This window comes from Stenotrophomonas sp. YJH_SMC_130, from assembly GCF_059369035.1.
Map to the genome: position 1 here is coordinate 745,319 of NZ_JCAFSH010000001.1, position 22,272 is coordinate 767,590.

At 64.0% G+C, this 22,272-nt stretch carries 21 protein-coding genes and 10 tRNA genes; 6 read left to right on the top strand and 25 right to left on the bottom strand.

Going from position 1 to position 22,272, the window contains the following annotated elements:
- Window positions 1–14 precede the first annotated feature (14 nt).
- The gene (locus AC5P5V_RS03525; RefSeq protein WP_049466382.1) at window positions 15–419 is read right to left on the bottom strand and encodes a DUF6165 family protein; all 405 of its coding nucleotides are present in this window, start codon (window positions 417–419) and stop codon (window positions 15–17) included.
- A 313-nt stretch (window positions 420–732) separates the two neighbouring features.
- Window positions 733–823: transfer RNA gene (locus AC5P5V_RS03530), tRNA-Ser, on the bottom strand.
- A 165-nt stretch (window positions 824–988) separates the two neighbouring features.
- Between AC5P5V_RS03530 and AC5P5V_RS03535 the strand changes: the two genes are divergently transcribed.
- Entirely contained in the window at window positions 989–1,693 is a 705-nt protein-coding gene (locus AC5P5V_RS03535; RefSeq protein ID WP_014036153.1) for a PP2C family protein-serine/threonine phosphatase, read from the top strand.
- Window positions 1,694–1,755: 62 nt separating this feature from the next.
- Here AC5P5V_RS03535 and dnaQ read toward each other — a convergent pair whose 3' ends face one another.
- The 3 genes from dnaQ to AC5P5V_RS03550 are packed head-to-tail and all read right to left on the bottom strand — an operon-like array spanning window position 1,756 to window position 3,601.
- The gene (dnaQ, locus tag AC5P5V_RS03540; RefSeq protein ID WP_134969286.1) at window positions 1,756–2,487 is read right to left on the bottom strand and encodes a DNA polymerase III subunit epsilon; all 732 of its coding nucleotides are present in this window, start codon (window positions 2,485–2,487) and stop codon (window positions 1,756–1,758) included.
- Between the two features lie 4 nt (window positions 2,488–2,491).
- The gene (gene rnhA, locus AC5P5V_RS03545; protein WP_005408275.1) at window positions 2,492–2,944 is read right to left on the bottom strand and encodes a ribonuclease HI; all 453 of its coding nucleotides are present in this window, start codon (window positions 2,942–2,944) and stop codon (window positions 2,492–2,494) included.
- A 12-nt stretch (window positions 2,945–2,956) separates the two neighbouring features.
- Window positions 2,957–3,601: a methyltransferase domain-containing protein gene (locus AC5P5V_RS03550; RefSeq protein ID WP_061479955.1), complete on the bottom strand. Its 645-nt coding sequence runs from the start codon at window positions 3,599–3,601 to the stop codon at window positions 2,957–2,959.
- A gap of 11 nt (window positions 3,602–3,612) precedes the next feature.
- On the opposite strand from AC5P5V_RS03550, the gene gloB reads away from it, so the two are divergent.
- Both gloB and AC5P5V_RS03560 read left to right on the top strand, forming a co-directional pair.
- Window positions 3,613–4,377 (top strand): hydroxyacylglutathione hydrolase, encoded by a 765-nt coding sequence (gene gloB / locus AC5P5V_RS03555; RefSeq protein ID WP_134969285.1) that lies wholly within the window; start codon window positions 3,613–3,615, stop codon window positions 4,375–4,377.
- Entirely contained in the window at window positions 4,374–5,576 is a 1,203-nt protein-coding gene (locus AC5P5V_RS03560) for a lytic transglycosylase domain-containing protein (protein ID WP_231352569.1), read from the top strand. The genes gloB and AC5P5V_RS03560 overlap by 4 nt, the downstream gene beginning before the upstream one ends.
- 180 nt (window positions 5,577–5,756) lie before the next feature.
- Here the strand turns inward: AC5P5V_RS03560 and AC5P5V_RS03565 are convergent, their stop codons facing one another.
- From AC5P5V_RS03565 to AC5P5V_RS03650, 18 genes are all read right to left on the bottom strand, one after another.
- Complete coding sequence (locus AC5P5V_RS03565; RefSeq protein WP_134968737.1) at window positions 5,757–7,712, bottom strand: peptidyl-prolyl cis-trans isomerase; 1,956 nt, start codon at window positions 7,710–7,712, stop codon at window positions 5,757–5,759.
- A 183-nt stretch (window positions 7,713–7,895) separates the two neighbouring features.
- Window positions 7,896–7,972 (bottom strand) — tRNA-Asp (locus tag AC5P5V_RS03570).
- Window positions 7,973–8,078: 106 nt separating this feature from the next.
- Window positions 8,079–8,155: transfer RNA gene (locus AC5P5V_RS03575), tRNA-Asp, on the bottom strand.
- Between the two features lie 87 nt (window positions 8,156–8,242).
- Window positions 8,243–8,319, bottom strand: a tRNA-Asp gene (locus tag AC5P5V_RS03580).
- Window positions 8,320–8,401: 82 nt separating this feature from the next.
- A tRNA-Asp gene (locus AC5P5V_RS03585) sits at window positions 8,402–8,478 on the bottom strand.
- A gap of 26 nt (window positions 8,479–8,504) precedes the next feature.
- Window positions 8,505–8,579: transfer RNA gene (locus AC5P5V_RS03590), tRNA-Val, on the bottom strand.
- 11 nt (window positions 8,580–8,590) lie between these two features.
- On the bottom strand, window positions 8,591–8,863 hold the full coding sequence (locus AC5P5V_RS03595; RefSeq protein WP_005408270.1) for an HU family DNA-binding protein: 273 nt from the start codon (window positions 8,861–8,863) through the stop codon (window positions 8,591–8,593).
- A 219-nt stretch (window positions 8,864–9,082) separates the two neighbouring features.
- Window positions 9,083–11,533, bottom strand: a complete 2,451-nt coding sequence (gene lon / locus AC5P5V_RS03600) for an endopeptidase La (RefSeq protein ID WP_061479951.1) — start codon at window positions 11,531–11,533, stop codon at window positions 9,083–9,085.
- 143 nt (window positions 11,534–11,676) lie between these two features.
- The gene (gene clpX / locus AC5P5V_RS03605; protein ID WP_004154600.1) at window positions 11,677–12,966 is read right to left on the bottom strand and encodes an ATP-dependent Clp protease ATP-binding subunit ClpX; all 1,290 of its coding nucleotides are present in this window, start codon (window positions 12,964–12,966) and stop codon (window positions 11,677–11,679) included.
- A 126-nt stretch (window positions 12,967–13,092) separates the two neighbouring features.
- Entirely contained in the window at window positions 13,093–13,719 is a 627-nt protein-coding gene (gene clpP / locus AC5P5V_RS03610) for an ATP-dependent Clp endopeptidase proteolytic subunit ClpP (RefSeq protein ID WP_004146318.1), read from the bottom strand.
- 76 nt (window positions 13,720–13,795) lie between these two features.
- Window positions 13,796–15,091, bottom strand: coding sequence for a trigger factor (gene tig / locus AC5P5V_RS03615; protein WP_134968738.1), 1,296 nt, complete (start codon window positions 15,089–15,091; stop codon window positions 13,796–13,798).
- Window positions 15,092–15,280: 189 nt separating this feature from the next.
- A tRNA-Leu gene (locus AC5P5V_RS03620) sits at window positions 15,281–15,365 on the bottom strand.
- 140 nt (window positions 15,366–15,505) lie between these two features.
- Window positions 15,506–15,814 (bottom strand): hypothetical protein, encoded by a 309-nt coding sequence (locus AC5P5V_RS03625; protein ID WP_061479949.1) that lies wholly within the window; start codon window positions 15,812–15,814, stop codon window positions 15,506–15,508.
- Window positions 15,815–16,235: 421 nt separating this feature from the next.
- Window positions 16,236–16,311 (bottom strand) — tRNA-Lys (locus AC5P5V_RS03630).
- A gap of 196 nt (window positions 16,312–16,507) precedes the next feature.
- A tRNA-Lys gene (locus tag AC5P5V_RS03635) sits at window positions 16,508–16,583 on the bottom strand.
- A 79-nt stretch (window positions 16,584–16,662) separates the two neighbouring features.
- Window positions 16,663–16,739: transfer RNA gene (locus tag AC5P5V_RS03640), tRNA-His, on the bottom strand.
- A 332-nt stretch (window positions 16,740–17,071) separates the two neighbouring features.
- Entirely contained in the window at window positions 17,072–17,581 is a 510-nt protein-coding gene (locus AC5P5V_RS03645; protein WP_235643122.1) for a hypothetical protein, read from the bottom strand.
- 202 nt (window positions 17,582–17,783) lie between these two features.
- Window positions 17,784–18,716, bottom strand: a complete 933-nt coding sequence (locus AC5P5V_RS03650; RefSeq protein WP_235643167.1) for an SOS response-associated peptidase family protein — start codon at window positions 18,714–18,716, stop codon at window positions 17,784–17,786.
- On the opposite strand from AC5P5V_RS03650, the gene AC5P5V_RS03655 reads away from it, so the two are divergent.
- The 3 genes from AC5P5V_RS03655 (at window position 18,715) to AC5P5V_RS03665 (ending at window position 20,409) form a co-directional block, all read left to right on the top strand.
- On the top strand, window positions 18,715–18,903 hold the full coding sequence (locus AC5P5V_RS03655) for a hypothetical protein (RefSeq protein ID WP_495215817.1): 189 nt from the start codon (window positions 18,715–18,717) through the stop codon (window positions 18,901–18,903). The genes AC5P5V_RS03650 and AC5P5V_RS03655 overlap by 2 nt on opposite strands.
- Before the next feature lie 122 nt (window positions 18,904–19,025).
- On the top strand, window positions 19,026–19,916 hold the full coding sequence (locus AC5P5V_RS03660; protein ID WP_235643123.1) for an SEL1-like repeat protein: 891 nt from the start codon (window positions 19,026–19,028) through the stop codon (window positions 19,914–19,916).
- 16 nt (window positions 19,917–19,932) lie between these two features.
- Window positions 19,933–20,409: a hypothetical protein gene (locus AC5P5V_RS03665; protein WP_235643124.1), complete on the top strand. Its 477-nt coding sequence runs from the start codon at window positions 19,933–19,935 to the stop codon at window positions 20,407–20,409.
- Window positions 20,410–20,542: 133 nt separating this feature from the next.
- Here the strand turns inward: AC5P5V_RS03665 and AC5P5V_RS03670 are convergent, their stop codons facing one another.
- Complete coding sequence (locus tag AC5P5V_RS03670; RefSeq protein ID WP_235643125.1) at window positions 20,543–21,013, bottom strand: hypothetical protein; 471 nt, start codon at window positions 21,011–21,013, stop codon at window positions 20,543–20,545.
- Window positions 21,014–21,015: 2 nt separating this feature from the next.
- Window positions 21,016–22,269, bottom strand: coding sequence for a hypothetical protein (locus AC5P5V_RS03675; protein ID WP_235643126.1), 1,254 nt, complete (start codon window positions 22,267–22,269; stop codon window positions 21,016–21,018).
- Window positions 22,270–22,272 lie beyond the last annotated feature (3 nt).

Below are 22,272 nucleotides of genomic sequence, written 5' to 3' on the forward strand. Positions count from 1 at the left end.
CGAGCGGCGTGGGATTACGCGCGCTGCGCGTAATCCTGGTAGGACTTCTCTTCCACGTACGCCGAACCCAGCGCCAGGTTGATCGCCTTCTTGATGCGCGCGCGTTCGTCGTTGCGCAGGTAGACGCTGCGCGCCAGGTCGATGAAGCCCTGGTCGAACGCCTGCGCCTTCTCCTTCAGGCGGATGTCGTCCTCGATGTCCCACAGCTGTTCGTTGACGGCCTTCAACTCGGCACGCAGCTTGGCGATGTCCTTCACCGCCGCCGGGTGTGCCATCCAGGTCTTCTCCAGCGCCGACAGCTCCCTGCGCACATTGGCCAGCTTGCCCTCGTCGCTGATGCGCTCGGACTTGATCTGCAGGATCGAGATCTTGTCCAGCAGCTCGCCGAAGGAAACGGGGACGAGGATTTCAGCGGTCATCGGGAAAAGCTCCAGCAGGTGATGCGTACATGGTAACCCGCAGCGTCCGCACGGATATCCCGGGTAGATCCACGCCATGCGTGGATGAGCCTGCCAGCAGGAACAGCATCCACGCACCGCGCGGATCTCCCATGATGCATCTGGAGGACCAAGCCCTTCTGTTGAGGGGCTGCCCCGACAGGGGCGGGGAGAGGCCGGCAAAGGGAGGGGCCCACGCGTTGCACAGCAACGTGTGGGGCGACGCGCAGAGCGCGTCGCGTCCCGCGCCAGATAAAGAAAAAGGGCTGCCTCTCGGCAGCCCTTTTTCTTTATCTGGCGGAGAGGGGGGGATTCGAACCCCCGAGGCGCTATAAACGCCTGCCTGATTTCGAGTCAGGTACATTCAACCACTCTGCCACCTCTCCGGGTGGTCCCCGGCGGACCGGGGACGCGCATCATACGAGGAAGCGAGGCCGGCGACAAGTCATTCCGGTCAACGAAGTGAAAATTTCCTGAGTGCATGCCTTGCCGGATGCCTGCAGCCCCCCGATGATGCCTATCTCCCCAGCAATACCCCGCCCCCGCACACCATGATCGAATTCGGACACCTCACCCACCCCGGCCTGCGCCGCGAGCTCAACGAAGACACCTACTACGGTGACAGCGAGCTGGCCCTGTGGCTGGTGGCCGATGGCATGGGCGGCCACGCCTGCGGCGAGGTGGCCAGCGCGCTGGCCCGCGAAACCATCGTGCGCGAGATCCGCCGTGGCGCGCCGCTGGCCCAGGCCATCCGCACCGCCGACGAAGAGATCATCCGCGCCTCGCGGCGGCGCAACGACACCCTGCCGATGGGTACCACCGTGGTCGCCGCACGCGTGCAGGGCAATCGCTATGAAGTGGCATGGGTCGGCGACAGCCGTGCCTACCTCTGGCGTGACGGCCAGCTGGCACAGCTCAGCCAGGATCACAGCGTGGTGCAGGAACTGGTCGCGCAGGGCAACCTGACGGCCGAACAGGCACGCGCGCATCCACATCGCAACGTGGTCACCCAGGCGCTGGGCGTCACCGATCCGGCACATCTGAACGTGGCCACCACCAGCGGCGAGCTGCGCCCCGGCATGCAGCTGCTGCTGTGCAGTGACGGCCTGACCGAGGAAGTGGACGACCGCGGCATCGCCCGCACCCTCGCCTTCGAGGATGCAAGCGCACAGGAATGCGTGGACACGCTGGTCGCCGCCGCGCTCGACGGCGGTGGCCGCGACAACATCAGCGTCATCCTGGTGCGCTGCCACTGAACCTGGTGCATGAGCCGAGCATGGGCTCGGCTCTACAGTAGATCTACGCCATGCGTGGATGTTTATGCGCTGGCGGGCTCTTCCACCTTCGGCCCATCCCACAATGCGTGGCCGGCCTTCTTGCGCAGCCGCTCCAGTCGCGCGGCATGCGCTTCCAGCTCCGACGGCGTGGCCAGCACGCGCGGGCGCGGCAGCAGCTTGCTGGTGTCGAAGGCCTGCAGCGCGGCACCGGCGCCACCGCCGTCATCGTCGCCCAGGCCGAAGCCGATCTCTTCCTGGCCCGAGGTCAGCGCGATATAGACGTCACCCAGGATCTGCGCGTCGAGCAGGCCGCCATGCAGCGCACGGTGCGAATTGTCCACGCCCAGGCGCTTGCACAGCGCATCCAGCGAATTGCGCTGGCCCGGGAAGCGCTCGCGCGCCATCACCAGGGTATCGATCACCGTGCAGCGATCGGTGATCTTTCCATACTGCGGGCCCAGCAACGACAGCTCGTTGTCGAGGAAGCCCAGGTCGAACGCCGCGTTGTGGATGATCAGCTCGGCGCCATCGATGAAGGCCAGGAATTCATCGGCGATCTGCGCGAAGTCCGGCTTGTCAGCCAGGAACTCCAGGGTCAGGCCGGTGACTTCCTGCGCGCCCTGTTCGAACTCGCAGTCCGGCTTGATGTACTGGTGGTAGTTGTTGCCGGTCGGGCGGCGCTTGAACAGCTCCACGCAGCCGATTTCGACGATGCGGTTGCCCTTCTTCCACTCCAGGCCGGTGGTTTCGGTATCGAGGATGATCTGACGCATGGGCTCAGTTTACCGGGCTGGCGTCGCGGATCTGGATGGCCGCGTTGCGCGCCAGGGTATCCACCCGCTCATTGTCCGGATCGCCGGAGTGGCCCTTCACCCAGCGCCAGTCGATCTGGTGCCGCAGCGTGGCCGCATGCAGGCGCTCCCACAGCTCGCGGTTCTTCACCGGGTCACCGCCGGCGGTCTTCCAGTTCTTGCGGATCCAGCCGGGCATCCATTGGGTCAGGCCCTGCCGCACATACTGCGAATCGGTATAGAGCACGATGTTGCACGGCTCGGTCAGCGTTTCCAGGCCGGAAATGGCCGCCATCAGCTCCATCCGGTTGTTGGTGGTGTGCGCTTCGCCGCCGCTCAGTTCACGCTCGTGGCCCTTGTAGCGCAGCAGCGCAGCCCAGCCGCCGGGGCCGGGATTGCCAAGGCAGGAACCGTCGGTGTGGATTTCAATGGTTTTCAATACAACTCCAGATCAGGTAGCAACGGTGCCGTGCCAACGCACCGGCAACGGTTTCGGCCCGGGCAGGGCCAGCGTTCGTTTTTCAGCATGGAACAGGCAGGCTGCGCGCAGTGGCGACCAACCGCCCGCGCGACGGCTGCCGGCGCCGCGCCAGAGCGGGCCGAGGAAACGCATATCGTCGCACTCCAGCCCGTGGCGGCCGAGCAGCAGGCGGATCCGCTGCGGCGTGCGCACCACCAGCCCATGCTGGCGCCAGTGCGTGCGGTAAGGGCTGAACGGGTTGAGGCTGCTCAGCCACAGGTGGCCGCCCGGCATCAGCACGCGCTCGCACTCATCGAGCAACCGATCAGCGTCGGCTGCGGTGACATGCTGCAGCACGACCGCATTGACGCTTTCATTGGCCAGCGGCAGCGGCAACGCACAGCGGGTGTCGCCGGCATAGCCGTGCCCCTGCCGGTACAGGCGCAGGCCGCGCCCGCCAAGCTGCGCATCGTCCAGCCATGCGGCACTCGGCGCGATCCACAGCCAGGGCTGCACCGGCAGCAACGACAGCTGCGGCAGCAGCAGTTGCCGCTCCAGAACGCGCAGGGCTTCCGCCGGTTCGCTGTCGAACCACGGGGTCTGGCTCGCTTGACGGGTGCTCTGCAGCGCGGGCATGGTCCAATTCTATGCGACTGACTGCCCTGCCCGCATTTGCGGACAACTACATCTGGACCTTGATCGACGACGACGGCGCCGCCGTGGTCGTCGATCCCGGCGATGCCGCGCCGGTGCTTGCGCTCGCCGATCAGGGCCTGCGCGTGGACACGATCCTGCTCACCCATCATCACGATGACCACATCGGTGGCGTGCCCGTGCTGCAGGCACGCTTTCCCGGAGTCCGGGTGATCGCACCCGTCGAGGAGCGCATCCCCACGGCAACCGAACGGGTCGGCGAAGGTGAACGCGTTCAGGCACTGGGCCGGGCGTTCCACGTACTATCCGTGCCCGGGCATACCCGCAGCCACATCGCGTTTCACACTGCTGAACATCTTTTCAGCGGAGATTCGTTGTTCAGCCTGGGCTGTGGACGCCTGTTCGAAGGTACGCCGTCCCAGCTGCTGGCATCGATGCGCAAGCTGGGTACCTTGCCCGCGCAACTGCTGCTTTGTTGCGCTCATGAGTACACCGTGTCAAATGCCGTCTTCGCGCGGCATGTCGACCCCGCCAACGCTGCCTTGCGGCAGCGCCAAGAGGAGGCTTTGGCCATGCGCCGCGATGACCGTTCCACCCTGCCGGTAACCCTGGCCAGCGAATTCGACTGCAATCCGTTCCTGCGTGTGCACACTGCGCCGATCCGCGCGTCGGTGTCGGCACACCTGGGCCGTGACGTCGTTGACGACGTCGACGTGATGGCCGGTCTCCGGCACTGGAAAGACGGCTTCCGCGCATGATGCGCCGAAGTCTGCCGCTGGCCCTGGGCCTGGTCCTGGGGCTGGCCGGAACCGCCGGCGCCCAGTCGCTGGGCGCTGGCATCGGCCAGAACCTGACCGCCGCCGCCGCCCTGCCGCTGGATCCGGCCGCGTTGCCGGCCGCGTCGGTCCGCAACGGCCAGGAAATCTTCTCCAGCTTCCGCGATGGCCTGGCCGAGCCCACCTGCAATGCCGAGGCCACCAGCCCGCGCTGGCAGAAGCAGTTCGCCCACGCCCCGTCGCGCCTGGCCAACCAGGATGACGATGCACTGGTGCTGTTCGGCTATGTGGTCGAAGAGCTGCGCAAGGCCAACCTGCCCACCGAGTTCGCACTGATTCCCTTCGTGGAAAGCGGCTACCGGCCCAATGCCCGCAACGGCAGCGGCCCAACCGGCCTATGGCAGTTCATCGCCACCACAGCGCGCAATCACCGCGTGCCCATGGCCAACGGCTACGACGGCCGCCTGTCGGCGGTCGATTCCACCCAGGCCGCAGTGCGCTACCTGAAGACCCTGCACGGCATGTTCGGCGGTGACTGGCGCCTGGCCACCATGGCCTACAACGCCGGCGAGTACCGCGTGCTGCAATCCATGCGAAAGGCCGGCATGAACGCGCAGAACGCCAAGCCCTCGGCGCTGCCCGGCCTGTCGCCGGTCACCCATGCCTACGTCGAGAAGCTGCATGCCCTGGCCTGCGTACTGGAAGACGTGGAAGACCAGCCAGGGGTCATGGCCTCGCTGGACCGCACCGTGCCCGTACTGAAGGACCACACCCTGCCCGCCGGCACCAGCGTCCAGCAGTGGGCCGCACAGCGCGCCCTGGACCCGGCCAGGATCGTCCGTCTCAACCCCGCCCTGGCGGGCGGTGGACGCGTCTCGTCCGGCACCACCCGCGTGCTGGCGCCGGTCTCGGCCGCCAACGCGACCGTGGCGGACACCGCCACCGCACTGGTGGCCAGTAGCGTACCTGTTGCCGCCGCCTCGCCAGCGCCGCAGGTCGCCAAGACCGTGGCCGCGATCGCCGATCGTCCGCGCAGCCGTCGCCACACCGTGCGTGATGGTGAATCGGCCTGGACCATCGCCCGCCGCTATGGCATGCCGGTCAAGGCGCTTCTTTCGCTGAACGGCCTGAGCGGCAGCAGCGTGCTGAAGCCGGGTGCGGTGCTGCGCGTCGAAGACTGACGCGCAGGCCAGGCCCTCCTGTAGAGCCGAGCCCCTGCTCGGCTTTTTTCTTGCCTGCGACTTGTCGGGGTTCATGACCAGCCGAGCATGGGCTCGGCTCTACAATTCAATTTCCAGCAGCGCCCGCACAAAAAAAGGCCCGGCAATGCCGGGCCTTCTTCGATCTGCTCGCCGCGAGGCTTACAGGTTCGCTTCGGTGGTCTGGATCATGAACTTCTTGCGCATCGCCTCGATGTAGGCCTTGGCCGCGGCCATGCCGTCGATCTGGCTCAGCTGTTCCTTCAGCTGCTTCTGCTGCTCTGCAGTCACTTCCTTGATGTCGCCCGGATTGACCTTGTTCACCGCGAACAGCAGCGCGTGGCCGTTGACGTCGACCTTGCCATAGCTCGGCTTGCCTTCGGCCGGCACCGGCGCGCTGAAGATCGCGCGGTTGATTTCCGGGGTCGGCACCGGCTGGCTGCGCGGCAGGCCCGGCATCGGGCTCAGCTGCAGCTTCTCGCTGGCAGCCAGCGACTGCAGGGTGGCGCCCGCCTTCAGCTTGGCCAGGATGGCCTCGGCCGCCTTGTCGCTGGCCTGGCGCTGGCGATCAGCACGGATCGCAGCGATCACCTGTTCGCGGGCCTTGTCCAGCGGCAGGGCCTGTTCCGGGGTGTGTGCAGCCACACGGATGACCACGCTGTGGTTGGTCGCGCCGCCCAGGGCGATCGGGTCACTGGCGGTACCGTCCTGCACCAGCACGTCGGAGAAGGCGGCACGCAGCACGGCCGGGTCAGCGGCGATGCCGCTGGCGGTCGCGCGGGTGATCGGGCCCAGGGTCTGCAGCGGCAGGTTCACTTCCTTGGCCGCAGCGGCCAGGTCGCTCGGGCTCTTGTTGATGGCATCGACCAGGCGACCGGCCAGTTCGTTGAAGCCGCGCTCGCCGTCGGCCTTCAGCTGCTCGGCAGCCAGCGTGTCACGCACTTCCTCGAACGACTTGCCCTGGCCACCGCGCACAGCGGCCACCTTGATGATGTGGTAACCGAACTCAGTCTTCACCGGGCCGATCACGTCACCGGCCTTGGCCGCAAACAGCGCGTCCTCGAACGGCTTGACCATCGCACCGCGCTCGACCCAACCCAGGTCACCGCCCTGGTCCTTGGAGCCCGGATCTTCCGAATTGGCCTTGGCCAGCGCAGCGAAGTCGGCACCGGCCGCCTTGGCTTCGGCAGCGATCTTGTTCGCCTTGGCTTCGGCGCCGTCACCGGTGATCAGGATGTGCGAGGCCTGGCGCTGCTCCGGCGAGGTGAACTTTGCCTTTTCCTCTTCATAGCGCTTGCGCAGGGTCGCTTCATCGGCCGGGGTCGGTGCCGGCAGGTTCGCACCGTTGATCTCGACGTACTCCAGCGACACGCTCTCGGCCTGGCGGAAATCCTTGCCGTGGCTGTCGTACCACTTCTTGATCTGATCATCGGTGACCGGCGCGGTATCGGCCGGTACGGGCGGCAACGCGGCCAGCTCGACGTCGCGGGTTTCGCCCAGCAGCTTCAACAGGCGCTCGGTCTCGGCCTGGGTGACGAAGCCGGAGCTCTGCAGGCCCGATGGGATCACCGACTGCTGCAGGCTCTCACGCACCAGTTCCTGGAACTGGGTCGGGGTACGCGGCGGATTGCCACCGGCCAATGCCAGGCGGTAGTTGTTCTCGTTGAACTTGCCGTTCGAATCGAGGAACGCCGGCATGGTCGCGATGTACTCGCGCACCGCGCCGTCGCCGATCACCACGCCCGCCTGTTCACCGACCAGACGCACGACCTGTTCGTCGATCAGCTGATCGAGCACGGCCATCTTGTTCTCGGTGCTCTCGAACGCGCGCGGGTCGAAGTTGTCGCCCTGCTGCTGGCGCTCACGCATGCGCTCCTGCTCGAAACGCGTGCGGAAATCCTGCGAGCTGATCTCATGGTGCTGCCACAGCATGCGCACCGGCCACCACGACGGCGCCGAACGCCACCAGGTTGGCGGCGCGGAAACCTTGGCCACGTTCTGTGCGCCAACGCCACCGAGGTAGCTGTTGTCGATCACGAACAGGAACGGAATCATCAGCAGCCCCAGGATCACGGTGACGATCCAGCCTGAGGTCTTGTCGCGGAGTTTCTGCAGCATGGTGAGGAATCACAAGGCCTGATTGGCGAGCCCGGCAGTGTAACCCGCTTCGCCGCAGGGACCAAAAGCAGCACCGACGCGGCCTGCGCCCACTTGCGCAGGCAGGCACCATCAGTGCATCGGCCAACTCCACATCCTGGCGCAAAGAAAAAGCCCCCGGCTTGCGCCGAGGGCTTTTAGAGTTGGCGGAGCGGACGGGACTCGAACCCGCGACCTCCGGCGTGACAGGCCAGCATTCTAACCAGCTGAACTACCGCTCCGCGCTTGAACTTTGCAGGCGCCCAGTATATCCGAAGACTCTCTGGAAACCCAGCCCGATGAACACTTTTTTCAAAGTTTTTTCACAGGGACTTAAGAAGTCTGCAATGGCGGAGCGGACGGGACTCGAACCCGCGACCTCCGGCGTGACAGGCCAGCATTCTAACCAGCTGAACTACCGCTCCGTTCTTGCAAAGACTTTTTCGCCTTCCTCCCGTACCTCTCGGTGAGAAGACAAGGCCCCCAGCCTTGAACCGGGGGCCTGGATGTAATGGCGGAGCGGACGGGACTCGAACCCGCGACCTCCGGCGTGACAGGCCAGCATTCTAACCAGCTGAACTACCGCTCCGCGTTGTTACCTTTTTGCTTTCAGCCGGCCTGGACCGGGGAGAAAACAAAGCCTCCAGCTTTTGGCCGGAGGCCTCGTTGAATGGCGGAGCGGACGGGACTCGAACCCGCGACCTCCGGCGTGACAGGCCAGCATTCTAACCAGCTGAACTACCGCTCCACACTCAAACTTTTACCGCGGTGCTGTGGTGGGTGCTGAGGGTTTCGAACCCCCGACCCTCTCCGTGTAAAGGAGACGCTCTACCGCTGAGCTAAGCACCCCAGCGAGCCGCTTAGTTTACAGCATCCTTCAGGGCCTTGCCAGCCTTGAACGACGGATTCTTCGAAGCAGCGATCTTGATGGTGTCGCCGGTCTTCGGGTTGCGGCCGGTGCGGGCAGCACGGTCGCGGACCTGGAAGGTACCGAAGCCAACCAGGGTGACCGCATCGCCGTCCTTCAGCGCCTTGGTGATGGCAGCAACGACGGCATCGACAGCGCGGCTGGACTCTGCCTTGGTCAGGTCGGCAGCTTCAGCAACGGCATCGATCAATTCGGTCTTGTTCATTCTCTACAACTCCTTTGGCGGTGGGTTCCGCTTATTCGACAGGGAAGCAACCGCACGCCATCTGCACGCGGCCGCCATGTGGAAACGGTTCGCCGAATCCAGCGATCACCAGACTGCGACCACTCATTCGCGAGTGCTGCTTTTATACCAGTGGCCCTACCCCCACGCAAGCTGGAAAGCCAGCAACGACGCGGGTTTCGGGCCATTGGACAGCGCGCGTCAATGCTTGACGCGCGCGTTTCCACTCGGTTTGGCCTTGCTGCGCACCGTGACACGCTGCGCACTCTTGCGCGCCTTCTTCGGTGCCAACGGACGCTCCAGCGCCAGGTCCAGGACTTCTTCGATGTACTTCACCGGCACGATCTTCAGATCGCGGGTGACGTTGGCCGGGATGTCGGCCAGGTCCTTGCGGTTCTCTTCCGGGATGATGACCGTGCGGATGCCGCCACGCAGTGCGGCCAGCAGCTTCTCCTTCAGGCCACCGATGGCAGTGACGCGACCACGCAGGGTGATCTCGCCGGTCATCGCCACGTCGGCGCGCACCGGCACCCTGGTCAGCATCGACACCAGCGAGGTGACCATCGCCGCGCCGGCACTCGGACCATCCTTCGGCGTGGCGCCATCGGGCACGTGCAGGTGCACGTCGTGCTTCTGCAGGAAGTCGCTGTCGATGCCAAAGCCCACGGCGCGCGAACGCACCACCGACAGCGCGGCCGACGCCGATTCCTTCATCACGTTGCCGAGCTGGCCGGTCAGGATCAGCTGGCCCTTGCCCGGCACCAGGGTCGATTCGATCTGCAGCAGGTCGCCACCGACTTCGGTCCAGGCCAGGCCGGTGACCAGGCCGATTTCATTCTCTTCCTCGGCACGGCCGAAGTCGAAGCGACGCACGCCCAGGTACTTGTCCAGGTTCTTGCTGGACACATTGACCAGCGCCTTGGGCTTCTTCGCACCCTTCTTCGCCTTCACCGGCTGCGGGCCGGCCAGCGCGATCTCCTTCACCACCTTGCGGCAGATCTTGGCGATCTCGCGTTCCAGGTTGCGCACGCCCGATTCGCGCGTGTAGTAGCGCACGATGTCCTGGATGGCGTCACTGCCGATTTCCAGTTCTTCCGGCTGCAGGCCGTTGGCCTTGACCTGCTTCGGCACCAGGTAGCGGGTGGCAATGTTGAGCTTCTCGTCCTCGGTGTAGCCGGGGATGCGGATCACTTCCATGCGGTCCAGCAGCGGGCCGGGAATGTTGAGCGAGTTCGAGGTGGCCACGAACATCACTTCGGACAGGTCCAGGTCCACTTCCAGGTAGTGGTCGTTGAATGCGTTGTTCTGCTCCGGATCGAGCACTTCCAGCAGCGCCGAAGACGGATCGCCACGGAAGTCCATCGACATCTTGTCGATCTCGTCGAGCACGAACAGCGGGTTCTTGCTGCCGACCTTGTTGAGGTTCTGCACGATGCGGCCCGGCATGGAACCGACGTAGGTACGGCGGTGGCCACGGATTTCGGCCTCGTCGCGCACGCCGCCCAGCGACATGCGCACGAACTTGCGGTTGGTGGCCTTGGCAATCGACTGGCCCAGCGAGGTCTTGCCCACGCCCGGCGGCCCGACCAGGCACAGGATCGGGCCCTTCATCTGCTTCACGCGCGACTGCACCGCCAGGTATTCAAGAATGCGCTCCTTGACCTTCTCCAGGCCGTAGTGGTCGGCATCGAGCGTATCCTGCGCGACCTTCAGGTCCTTGCGCACCTTGCTGCGCTTCTTCCACGGCACGCCCAGCAGCCACTCCAGGTAGTTGCGCACGACCGCGGCTTCGGCCGACATCGGCGACATCTGCTTGAGCTTGTTCAGTTCGTTGCGTGCCTTGGCTTCAACGGCCTTCGGCATGCCGGCTTCGGCGATCTTGCGGGCCAGCTCTTCCAGCTCGCCCGGCGCGTCGTCCAGGTCACCCAGTTCCTTCTGGATGGCCTTCATCTGTTCGTTGAGGTAGTACTCGCGCTGGCTCTTCTCCATCTGCGACTTCACGCGGCCGCGGATGCGCTTTTCCATCTGCTGCACGTCGATCTCGCCATCGACCAGGCCGACCAGCATCTCCAGGCGATCGCCGACGGCCAGCGTTTCCAGCAGGCGCTGCTTGTCGGCCAGGCGCACGCTGATGTGCGCGGCGATGGTGTCGGCCAGGCGCGCCGGCTCATCGATGCCCGACAGCGTCTGCAGCAGTTCCGGCGGCAGCTTGCGGTTGGTCTTCACGTACTGCTCGAACAGCGACATCAGCGAGCGGGCAATCGCCTCGACCTCGCGCGCTTCGCGCTCGTCGGTGGCGTCGATTTCCACCGCCTGCCCATGCAGCGAGCCGTTGCGCTCGTCGACGTGGGTGACCTGCACGCGCGACAGGCCTTCGACCAGCACCTTGATGGTGCCGTCGGGCAGCTTCAGCAGTTGCAGCACCTGCGCCAGCGTACCGACCTGGTAGAGGTCGGCCGCATGCGGGTCGTCGGTTTCGGCCGACTTCTGCGCCAGCAGCAGGATGCGCTTGTCCGCCTCCATTGCCTGTTCGAGCGCGTGCATGGACTTGTCACGGCCGACGAACAGCGGGATGACCATGTGCGGGAACACCACTACGTCGCGCAGCGGCAGGACCGGCAGGTCGAGGGTTTCACTTGGGGAACGGGCCATGGGGGCTCCAGGGAAGGGGGAAAACCGCCTCCGGGAGGGCATCTTCCGGAGACAAAAAAAGCCGATGGCCCCGTTATGGGGCCATCGGCTTTCAGATGCAAGGCATTCCTTTAAAATCCTTTCCAATCAACAACCTGGAAGGATCACTCGGCGCCTGCGGCCTTCTGTTCAGGGGCGGCCGGGGTCTGGTAGATCAGGTACGGCTCGGACTTGTGCTCGATCACCGATTCGTCCACGACCACCTTGCTGACGTTCTCCTGCGACGGCAGGTCATACATGGTGTCCAGCAGGACCGATTCGACGATGGTGCGCAGGCCACGGGCGCCAGTCTTGCGCTTGAGCGCCTTCCTGGCGATGGCCGACAACGCGTCCGGACGGAACTCCAGCTCCACGTTTTCCATCTCGAACAGCTTCTTGAACTGCTTGGTGATGGCGTTCTTCGGCTCGGTCAGGATCTTGATCAGGGCCGGCTCGTCCAGCTCCTCCAGGGTCGCGACCACCGGCAGGCGGCCGACGAACTCGGGAATCAGGCCGAACTTGATCAGGTCTTCCGGCTCGACTTCCGCCAGCACCTTGCCCACTTCCTGCTTGCGCTCGCTGCTCTTCACCTTGGCACCGAAGCCGATGCTGCCGACGTCGGTGGAACGCGCCTGGATCACCTTGTCCAGCCCGGCGAACGCGCCGCCGCAGATGAACAGGATGTTCTTGGTGTCCACCTGCAGGAATTCCTGCTGCGGGTGCTTGCGGCCGCCCTGCGGCGGAACGCTGGCCACGGTACCTTCGATCAGCTTCAGCAGGGCCTGCTGCACGCCTTCGCCGGACACATCGCGGGTAATCGACGGGTTCTCGCTCTTGCGCGAGATCTTGTCGATTTCATCGATGTAGACGATGCCCTGCTGCGCCTTCTCGACGTCGTAGTCGCACTTCTGCAGCAGCTTCTGGATGATGTTCTCCACGTCCTCGCCCACGTAACCCGCTTCGGTCAGCGTGGTGGCGTCGGCCATGGTGAACGGCACGTTGAGCAGGCGGGCCAGGGTCTCGGCCAGCAGCGTCTTGCCCGAACCGGTCGGGCCGACCAGCAGGATGTTCGACTTCGCCAGTTCGACGTCGTCGTTCTTCTGCCGGCTCTCGATGCGCTTGTAGTGGTTGTACACGGCCACTGCCAGCGTGCGCTTGGCACGGTTCTGGCCGATCACGTACTGGTCGAGAACCTCGAGGATCTCGCGCGGCTTGGGCAGCGAACTGCGCGCCGACTGCGCCTTTTCCTCAAGTTCCTCACGGATGATGTCGTTGCACAGCTCCACGCACTCATCGCAGATGAACACGCTCGGACCCGCAATCAGCTTGCGCACTTCATGCTGGCTCTTGCCGCAGAAAGAGCAGTAGAGGATCTTGCCGGTGTCCGTGGAACGACCTTGGCGGTCTTCGCTCATGCTTCGCTTACCCAGTTACCCCACCCGCTGAACGGGGGTTCGATTCGAGAATAGCACAGGGCCGAGGGGACACCAGTCCCACCCGACCCTGCAGGAACGAGGCCTCCCTGGCCCCGTGAAGGCCGGTCAGCCGGCCTGGATCGACTCATCCGGACGACGCTCCAGGACCTGGTCGACCAGACCGTAGGCCTGCGCCTCGAAGGCGCTCTTGAAGTTGTCGCGCTCGGTGTCACGGGCGATCGTCTCCAGCGACTGGCCGGTGTGCTTGGCCAGCACCTCGTTCAGGCGCGAACGCAGGGTCAGGATCTCGCGCGCGTGGATGTCGATGTCGGTGGCCTGGCCCTGGTAGCCACCCAGCGGCTGATGGATCATCACGCGCGAGTTCGGCAGCGCATAGCGCTTGCCGGCTTCGCCCGCGGCCAGCAGCAGGGCGCCCATCGAGGCGGCCTGGCCGATACAGGTGGTGCTCACATTCGGCTTGATGTACTGCATGGTGTCGTAGATCGCCATGCCGGCGGTGACCACGCCACCCGGCGAGTTGATGTAGATGTTGATGTCCTTTTCCGGGTTTTCCGATTCCAGGAACAGCAACTGCGCCACCACCACGTTGGCCATGTGATCGTCGATCGGGCCCACGAGGAAGATCAGGCGCTCCTTCAACAGGCGCGAATAGATGTCGTAGGCACGCTCGCCGCGGCTGGTCTGCTCGACCACCATCGGAACCAGGTTCAGGGCTTTGGTTCGGTTGTCCATTACGTGAGGTACCTATCTTGGGGGGCAACAACCCCGCGCCGGCAAAGGCGCGGGGCATCCGGTGATCCGCCCGGGCTTACTGGCGGATCGCGTCCTGGAACGACAGCTTCTCTTCGGTGTGCTGGGCACGCTCGGCGATCCAGTCGATCACCTGCTCTTCCATCACACGGTTCTGCAGGCCAGACATCAACTGGGGGTCGTTGCGGTACATCTCAATGACCTGCTCCGGCTCTTCGTAGGTCGAAGCGATCAGACGCATCGTTTCATTCAGGCGCTTGGCTTCCAGGCGCAGGTCGTTGATGCGGGCCACTTCACCGACCAGCAGGCCGACCAGCACGCGCTTGGCGGCAGCGTCCTTGAAGCCTTCGTGGGCATCGGCCGGGATCTCGCCGACGTTCTGGCCGTTGCGGCGCAGCTGCTCGACCTGCTGGGCCAGCATGGCGCGGGCTTCGTTCTCGACCAGGCGCGGCGGCATTTCCACCGACGAGTAGGCCGCGATCAGCTGCTCGCCCACTTCGCGGCGCAGGCGGTTCATCAACGCACCCTTCAGCTCGCGCTCCAGGTTGGCGCGGATGTCGCTGCGGAACTGCTCCACATCGCCGCCCTTCACGCCGAAGCTCTTGATGAAGGCTTCGTCGACCGCCGGCACGACCGGCTCGGAGACCTCGGTGACCTTGACGGTGACCTGCACGGTCTTGCCGGCCAGCACCGGCACGCGCCAGTCAGCCGGGAACTCGACGTCCAGGGTCTTCTCTTCGCCCTTGGCCAGGCCGACCAGGCCCTTCTCGATGGTCTCGAACATCATGCCCTGGCCGAGCACGATCGAACCCTTCTCGGTGCCCTCGGCCGGCAGGCGCTCTTCGCCGGCCTGCGACCAGGTTTCCACCGCGACCAGGTCACCGTCCTGCGCGCCACGGCTGACCGGGGCCCAGGTACGACGCTGGTTCTGCAGGTTCTCGATCATCTGGTCGATGTCGGCGTCGGTGATCTCGGCGGTATGGCGCACGACGGTCAGCTTGCTGACGTCGATGTCGCCGAAGTCCGGCACCACTTCCACGGTGGCCACGAAGGAGAACTCACCCTCGTCGCCCTTGTCGATGCGCGGGCTGCCGACGATGCGCAGGTCGTGCTCGCGCACGGCCGCATCGAAGGTTTCGCGCAGCAGGCCGTCCAGCGCCTCGCCACGGACCTGCGCGCCGAAGCGCTGCTCGATCACCTTGGCCGGCACCTTGCCCGGGCGGAAGCCCTTGATGCGGGTGGTACGGGCGATTTCGCCGAGGCGGCCGGCGATGTGGCTCTGCAGACGCTCTTCCGGCAGCGAGAAGCTCAGGCGGCGTTCCAGGTTGCCGGTGGATTCGATCGAAGCTTGCATGTTGACTCCTGCCACCGGTGGCCCAGGCCCCCGGCTCGATGATTGGGATGAAACGGTTGTAAGGACGCGACGTCTGGGACGCGCCTGCTTGCCGCAGCCCTTTAGTTTCGCCCAATTCGGCTTGCACTGCCAGCGCGTGCCGGTCAAGGGGGCGCAGATGGCCCGATCAGGGCGGGGACAGGCCGGCACTGGTGCGAAAGGGGGGACTCGAACCCCCACGCCTTGCGGCACTGGAACCTAAATCCAGGGCGTCTACCAATTCCGCCACTTTCGCGTGGCCGGCGCAGGTGTTCATTGTCGCAGGCGGTGGCGGGAAGCGGAAGGCCTGCACAAAACTGAACATGACAGCCATGTGCTCATTGCCCGCACCAAAGGCCGTCCCGAAGGCGTGCGACCGTTCGGGACGGCAGCGACTCAGTGCTTCGCCTCGGCAGGGGACGCCGGTGCGTCAGCGCCCTGCCCGGCCGCCACATCCACCTTGCGGATGTCCACGCCACCCTTGTCGGTGCGACGCAACCCCATCGCCTCCGGCGCAGCCTCACCCTCCACCGGCTGCGCCGGCTGCATCTGCATGGCGTCACCGACCGGGCGCGCTGGAACCGCCTCCGTACCTGCATCGCGCTCCACGGTCTGCGCCGGATCACGTTCCGGCGCGCAGGCCGCCAGCGCCAGCAACGCAAATGAAACCCACAGCCTCCGGTGCAGTCGTTTCATATCGGCCATCTGGATCTTCCTTCGTACATGCATGCGCCCTCGGCGCGGAAGATCCATTGGGTGCGATGAAGGGCGCAGCGCGGTGAGAAGCAGCGCACAGCATTGAAAACACTGATGACGCGTATGCCCCTGATTTCAGCATCGCTTCAGTAGATCCACGCCATGCGTGCATGAAACGCCACCCGGCGAACAGGCAAGAAAAAAGCCACTTGGCGAACCAAGTGGGAAGCTGCCGCGCATTCGCGCCGCAGCCCCACGCTTTGCGCGGCAAAGCGCGGGCCCCACTTCATCAGCCGCCACATCCCCGCGGCTTCGCCGCGCCCCCTTGACTCAAGGGGGCTCCACTCCAGCCAGCACCGCTGGCATCTGCAGATGCCCCTCAGCGAACAGGCAAGAAAAAAGCCACTTGGCGAACCAAGTGGCTTTCGTCTGGTGGGCTGTCAAGGATTCGAACCTTGGACCTATTGATTAAGAGTCAACTGCTCTACCAACTGAGCTAACAGCCCGAAATCGGGGCGCGAATTATGACCCGATCCGCTCGGCGGGTGCAAGCACTTTTTTCAACGTGGTTGAAACCAGCACTGCGGTCCCGCTGCTGCTGCAGATCCGCGCCGAACGGGTTTGCAACGCGTGCCCCATCGGGGCGATGGGAGTCACACCTATAAGAAAAAAGCCACCTGGCGTACCAGGTGGCTTCTGTCTTGGTGGGCCGTCAAGGATTCGAACCTTGGACCTATTGATTAAGAGTCAACTGCTCTACCAACTGAGCTAACGGCCCGTGAAACTCAGACGCACATTGTAGCGTGCTTTCTGTTTATTGCAATACCGTTTCGGCTGCGCCGATGCGGTTGAATCAGTGGGGTGGCTGAGGGGATTCGAACCCCCGACCACCGGAATCACAATCCGGTACTCTAACCAACTGAGCTACAGCCACCACTGAAACTTTCGCCCCATCGCCGATACCACTGACGCCGGAGCCTTGAACATTGCCTGGGGACTGTCACCAAAGTTTCGGTCCGCCGAAGCGAGTCCGATATTCTGGTGGAGTCCTTGCGCTTTTGCAAGCACTTCTTCACATCCGCCGATGCGATCCCGGTGCTCGCCAATGGCGCGCCCGACAGGAATCGAACCTGTAACCGCCGGCTTAGAAGTCTGCCTGACTGTGGAACAGAATCAAAGACTTGCATTGAACTGATTTCTGGAGCAGGCATGCTGTAGCCCTTGTGTCGCAAGGAGCTATGTGGAAGTTTTCTGGAGGCTAAGCGGTCAAACGTCATGACGCAGCTGCCGCAGCCCCGCCCTCACCCAAGCCTTTCGCGGGTCCTTCGGGCGGGGCTTCGTCTCCTTCGGCGACCGGCGCAAATCCAGCGCTTCCTTGATTCGCGCCAGTTCCGCAGCCCCGGCCTCAGCCAGGCGCTTGGCCTGTTGCTGCTGCTCGCGGGTTGGCGGCAGGCCCGGCAGCGGGGGCTCCGGTTGGATCGGCGTGCTGTCGGTCAGCCGCGCAACCGCCAGGCGCAGTGGCAGATCGGGATAGAGCCTGGCCGCGCACCAGCGCTCGGCGTACCGCTTCGCCTGTCGGACGTTGGCCGCGCGCACTTCCTTCACCTGCCACATCTTCTGGCCCTCCATCCACAGGCGCACGCCTGGGCCGCCATCGGGAATGACGCTGGCCGTCTCCCTGCCGTTGTACCAGAGCGCCCACCGCTCACCGGTCTGGACCCAGCCACAGGGGATCGGAGCGGTGCGGAAGCCTTGATAGCCGTGCGAGGGAAGCATGGCCGAGAGAATACGGCTGCCCGTCGCAAATCTTGCGAAGCGGCAGCGACCTGCCTGAATCGTTCGGACTGAGTGCCGGCGCGGCGCAGCTCACGCGCTCCCGGGTTGAGCGGCCATCGGCCCCGGGTCCGGCAGGTCCAACATGCCCTTTGCGCCGGCCATGCGCCATCGGGCAACCGCGCGCGGCAGGATCGGGGGTTCCCTACGCCGCCAGCCGGTGCTCGTAGAACGGGTGCCGCTTGTCGTCAAAGATCCGGTACAGGCTGACCAGGTCAGCGGGGTCCGGGTTGAGCCACGCTTCGACGTGCTCGGGCTTGATGTTGATGATGGTACGGTCGTGGCCGGCGGCGGCCACCTCGGGCTCCGGCTCGTCGGTGATGGCAGCGAACGACAGCAGATCCGGCTCTTTGCCGGCCGGATCCTTCCAGTGCGACCACAGGCACGCAACCAGCATCGGCTCGCCCGTGCGCGGGGTGAACTGCACCACCTGGTTCTTCCCGTCCGGGCCTTCGACGTTCTCGTAGAAGGTGTCGACCACCATCAGGCCGTGGGTGTGCCCGAACGCCGGCGCCCAGAACTTCTCCAGGCTGTCGCGACGGGCGTTATACGTGCCGGGGAAGCGCTGGTCGTAGTTGGCCGGCTTCCCGGCCAGGCGGCACTGGTAGCGCATCGGCTTGATGACCAACCTCCCGGCCTCGGAGACGATCACCGGGGCGTAGACGCCGGGGAAGATACGGCTGTCGCGATCCTTCGGCTCGACGCGCTGCAGGTCCGCCAGCCGCGCCTTGGCCCGCTCAATCTTGTTGCCGGCAATCCGAACGTCCTCCCGCGCCTTCTTCGTCTCCTTCACCTGGAGCGCCCGCTCGGCGTCGGCCAGCCGCTTGCGGTTGGCGAACAGCTCCTGCTCCAGGATGGTGGCCTCGGCCCTGTTCCACTGCTCGATCTCGGCCCACACCGCCAGCTCTGCCGGGCTCGCGCCGGCCCGGAAGGCGTCATCCATGGCCTTCGGCGTCTTGGGCCGCTTCTTGCCCGGGTCGTGTGCGTAGAGCGCGGCGAACTCCTGCAGCGACAGGGTGGCGCCGGTCATGCGGACCAGTTTCTGATAGGCGGCGGTGATCTGGGCGGAATAGCACATGGCTGCCATCTCGCCGCAAGCGTCGTTGCCGCCGCGTGAGGATCAAGTCACGGGCTGTGGTGCCAGTCCATCCAGCGGCAGCTCCGCCTGCTTCGGGCAAGCCGGATGGATCAGGGATAAGCCGGGCGTCAACGTGCTCAGGCATGACGATGATGATGGTCCGATCATGGCGGCCAACGTCCGCTAGCAAGCGCTCGCCCGTAGGAATTTCCTTACACGAAATGCAGTGCGCGACCGATTGACAAGGGAACAGCACATTGCGACTTTGCAGGAGGCAATTGGCAATTACTTGGCTTCGGCGGTACGAAATTGAAAAAGATCTTGATCGTAGTACCTGTCCTGCTGGCAGCGGCCGTAGGCATCATCGCAATCAATGCGAGAAGCACCGGACGCGACACTCGCGCCGAGCAAGTCGAGACCAGCGGCAGGTCGACCTCAGCACCAGATCGCAACACACCGAAGCCGTACACGTCTCTCATCTCTCAGCGAAAGCTTGACCCCACTGTCGTGCAACCGGTGGGATCACGAGCATTTGCCGTTTCGCGCAATGGCGCTTTCCGCCCTAGTGGCGATGCCAAAGACTTCATCCTCTCTCGCATAGCTGCGTCGGACGCTGGCGATAGCATTGCAACCTACGAGATCTATCTCGCTGCCCTCGATTGCAGAAACGCAGGGTCACCGGACGAAATTCAGTCCGCAGCTGTGCTAGCGAGCAAATCAGATCAGCAAGGTGCACTGGAATCCTCTGAGAGGCGTCTGAAGGAGTGCTCCTCGCTACTGAAAGACTCCAGCCTTTCGCCTCCAGGAAAGTGGCTGATCAAAGCCGCGCGTCAAGGTTCTATTGAAGCCATGCTCCTTTACGCTACCGATACCGAATCGGCATTTGGCGGTTCACGTGCAGCCATACAGAACCCGGAAGCCGTTGCCGAATGGAAGACTGACGCAGTCTCATTCCTCAATGCCGCTGCGAGCGAAGGCAGCGTTGATGCCTTGGTTGCCCTCGGGCGCGCTAACGCCAACGGCATAATTGTGAACAAGAATCCGACCGAAGCCTTTGCCTATTACTTGGCAGCCAAAAGGGCAATGCCCTCAGCGTTCTCGGAAAAATTGCTCGGCATGTACCAGAAGGAACTGAGCGCCGCTGAGCAGCAGGCGGCCATCAGACGAGCCGATGCAATTTACAAGAACTGCTGCCAATAACCAGAAAGGATTTCTGATGTCTCGTAGTACCAATGCAGTGCTCTCCATCGCGCTGGTGGCGGTCTGTGGCTGGGTCTTCTACGCCAAAGCAACCGAAGGCGGCCAAACTTACGGCCCGCTGCCTTGCTCAGCGTGCCGCCTAGAAACCCCAATGCCAGGGCCAGGAACCCAGACCTTCCTTGATGCGTGGGCTTGGGATGTTCGGCACACGACGGCGGTTTGGACTCAGATCGTTGTCAAACCCAACGACAAGATCGTGGTGTGCAACGGAACGTCATGCGTGACCTACACGATGACCGACAGCAATAGCTACCTCGGCGGCCAAGCGACGCCTCAGACTTCGAACCCAGGCGGCGGCGGCGGCGGTGGCGGTGGCGGTGGCGGTGGCGGCGGTGGCGGTGGCGGAACCAACCTTGGCGGTTCCGGGGGCTGCGTTGGGAATTGCACGGGCGTCGTAACCGTGAAGCCGCCGTTCAAGGAAAATCCGAAGTAAGAAGGGCCGAGAGACCCTGTAGACGCTGCGGTCCGTCGGGGCCGCAGCTTGCAGCGTGTAGCAGCCCATCGATGGATCAGCCCCCTAGGAGACGCAACGCGCACCCTCGACAGAATCTGGTGTGTTAGGCGGCTTAGAGGACGACGTCGGGGCTTCCAGTGTCCAGCGGGAGCTCCGCCTTCTTCGGCCAGGCGAATGTCTCCGGCTGCGGCAGCAGCGCGCGCACCTCGTCCCAGGTGTCGATGCCTTCCGGCGGCGCCAGCACCAACTGCTCCAGCGCCTGGTTCACAGCATCGCGCCAGGCCACCATCGCCCGCGCCTCCAGGCGATACCGCTCCACGCCGCTGTTGTAGTAGCTGGCGCACGACTCGATGCTGTCGTAGCCGCGCTCTACCGCCTCGCCGCGCATCCAACCGAATGCCTGGTCACGGATGTAGCGGTAGTGAGCTGGTGTGTGCAGTTGGAAGCCCGGGTCGGGCGGGGACTTCGGCAGGGGCGTGTTGTTCTCCAACCACTCGGTGGGCCACAGGTAGTGGCCGCGCGGAATGAACGCGCCGGTGTCGACGCAGCGAATAACATCGGGATCGTTCGTGAGTTGGTACATGATTAAATCTCCGCGTCTGCCGTGTAGTGGAAAGCAGCACCCCACGAACTCGCCGGTAAGTAGTTCACTTGGCATCCGGTTTCGCCAATGTTGATCACAGAACTGACCGTACCCGACGCACCATTGGCGGCGGAAATACTGTTGATCTGCCCGGTTTGATCGTTGTAGATCGCAACTGCCGGCGATGCGCGCTTTCGGACAGTGAACCGCACGTCGGCGGTGCTGCCGCCACCCTGCTTGTCGTAGAAGCGATTGACGCGACCGTTGACGGAAACCGAGCCCGGGAGTACACCGATGTCGTAACTCTTCTCGTAGAAGCGCTGACACAACATCAGTTCCAACTCATCATGTCGGTACTCGAAAGCGCTTGCTGAAGAACCTTCTTCGACCTGCACCTGCGTGAAATGCACATCACCAGCTTGCGCACCAAGCGATGCGTTACGAGCGTTGAAGTTGCTCCCCCCTGTTGCCCAAAGAGTCAGAATCAAAGAACTGTTGGCACCAACAGTCTTGCCGCTGATGGACGGGATCTGAGCGATGTGAGTGATGGTGTTTAGGCCAGCTTCGAGGCTGTATTTCGCTGCACCGATACCTGACACCTGCGCGCTACCGCCAGCCCCGAAGCTCTGACCAAATTCGATGGCAATCTGTCGGCCTGCCGCGCCACTGTTGAACACCTTCAAGCTCAAGGTTACCGTTCGACCCGCGAGCGTGGTGACGTTCTCCATCCGTTGTTCAAGCACAACGTAATGGTTTGCAGCGTCAGTCACAGCACCATATGCGATCTTGGCAAAGTAGATGCACTCGGTATCAGAACTGCCCGGTGTAATTGGATTGCGCGAAACGCTTGGGGTGTTGACTCCGCCTGCGTTGAAATACCAGCGGTCAACAGAGTAACCCGGCGAAGTGAAGTTGGTCCCACGCTGCCACCAACGCATCGAACCATTGATAATTCGGTTCTTTCCGATGAAGCGCGCACCGAGCGACTGCGCCAGCGCCTGATGTGCAGCTTGTTCAGCGTCGATGCGCAGACCCAGCGCATCATCGCCCTGCAGCCGGATTTCTTGCTCCTGCTGGAGGCCGGTTTTGAGGTCGGCAACATCTTGTCCGATGTTCGATGACCCACCTTCCAGCGCGGAAAGACGCTGTTCGGCGTCCTCGAAGTTGTCGTTGCAGGTCGCAAACGCGGTGAATGCGTCGTCGCCTGGGCGGCCATCCGGCTGGATGGTCGTTTGGTCAATGAGTTTCTGCGGCATGTG

Bases quoted from the DNA above. Each gene is read 5' to 3' on its own strand.
- AC5P5V_RS03525 (WP_049466382.1), bottom strand. From the start codon at position 419: ATGACCGCTGAAATCCTCGTCCCCGTTTCCTTCGGCGAGCTGCTGGAC.
- AC5P5V_RS03535 (WP_014036153.1), top strand. From the start codon at position 989: ATGATCGAATTCGGACACCTCACCCACCCCGGCCTGCGCCGCGAGCTC.
- dnaQ (WP_134969286.1), bottom strand. From the start codon at position 2,487: ATGCGTCAGATCATCCTCGATACCGAAACCACCGGCCTGGAGTGGAAG.
- AC5P5V_RS03550 (WP_061479955.1), bottom strand. From the start codon at position 3,601: ATGCCCGCGCTGCAGAGCACCCGTCAAGCGAGCCAGACCCCGTGGTTC.
- gloB (WP_134969285.1), top strand. From the start codon at position 3,613: ATGCGACTGACTGCCCTGCCCGCATTTGCGGACAACTACATCTGGACC.
- AC5P5V_RS03560 (WP_231352569.1), top strand. From the start codon at position 4,374: ATGATGCGCCGAAGTCTGCCGCTGGCCCTGGGCCTGGTCCTGGGGCTG.
- AC5P5V_RS03565 (WP_134968737.1), bottom strand. From the start codon at position 7,712: ATGCTGCAGAAACTCCGCGACAAGACCTCAGGCTGGATCGTCACCGTG.
- AC5P5V_RS03595 (WP_005408270.1), bottom strand. From the start codon at position 8,863: ATGAACAAGACCGAATTGATCGATGCCGTTGCTGAAGCTGCCGACCTG.
- lon (WP_061479951.1), bottom strand. From the start codon at position 11,533: ATGGCCCGTTCCCCAAGTGAAACCCTCGACCTGCCGGTCCTGCCGCTG.
- clpX (WP_004154600.1), bottom strand. From the start codon at position 12,966: ATGAGCGAAGACCGCCAAGGTCGTTCCACGGACACCGGCAAGATCCTC.
- clpP (WP_004146318.1), bottom strand. From the start codon at position 13,719: ATGGACAACCGAACCAAAGCCCTGAACCTGGTTCCGATGGTGGTCGAG.
- tig (WP_134968738.1), bottom strand. From the start codon at position 15,091: ATGCAAGCTTCGATCGAATCCACCGGCAACCTGGAACGCCGCCTGAGC.
- AC5P5V_RS03625 (WP_061479949.1), bottom strand. From the start codon at position 15,814: ATGGCCGATATGAAACGACTGCACCGGAGGCTGTGGGTTTCATTTGCG.
- AC5P5V_RS03645 (WP_235643122.1), bottom strand. From the start codon at position 17,581: ATGCTTCCCTCGCACGGCTATCAAGGCTTCCGCACCGCTCCGATCCCC.
- AC5P5V_RS03655 (WP_495215817.1), top strand. From the start codon at position 18,715: ATGGCTGCCATCTCGCCGCAAGCGTCGTTGCCGCCGCGTGAGGATCAA.
- AC5P5V_RS03650 (WP_235643167.1), bottom strand. From the start codon at position 18,716: ATGTGCTATTCCGCCCAGATCACCGCCGCCTATCAGAAACTGGTCCGC.
- AC5P5V_RS03665 (WP_235643124.1), top strand. From the start codon at position 19,933: ATGTCTCGTAGTACCAATGCAGTGCTCTCCATCGCGCTGGTGGCGGTC.
- AC5P5V_RS03670 (WP_235643125.1), bottom strand. From the start codon at position 21,013: ATGTACCAACTCACGAACGATCCCGATGTTATTCGCTGCGTCGACACC.
- AC5P5V_RS03675 (WP_235643126.1), bottom strand. From the start codon at position 22,269: ATGCCGCAGAAACTCATTGACCAAACGACCATCCAGCCGGATGGCCGC.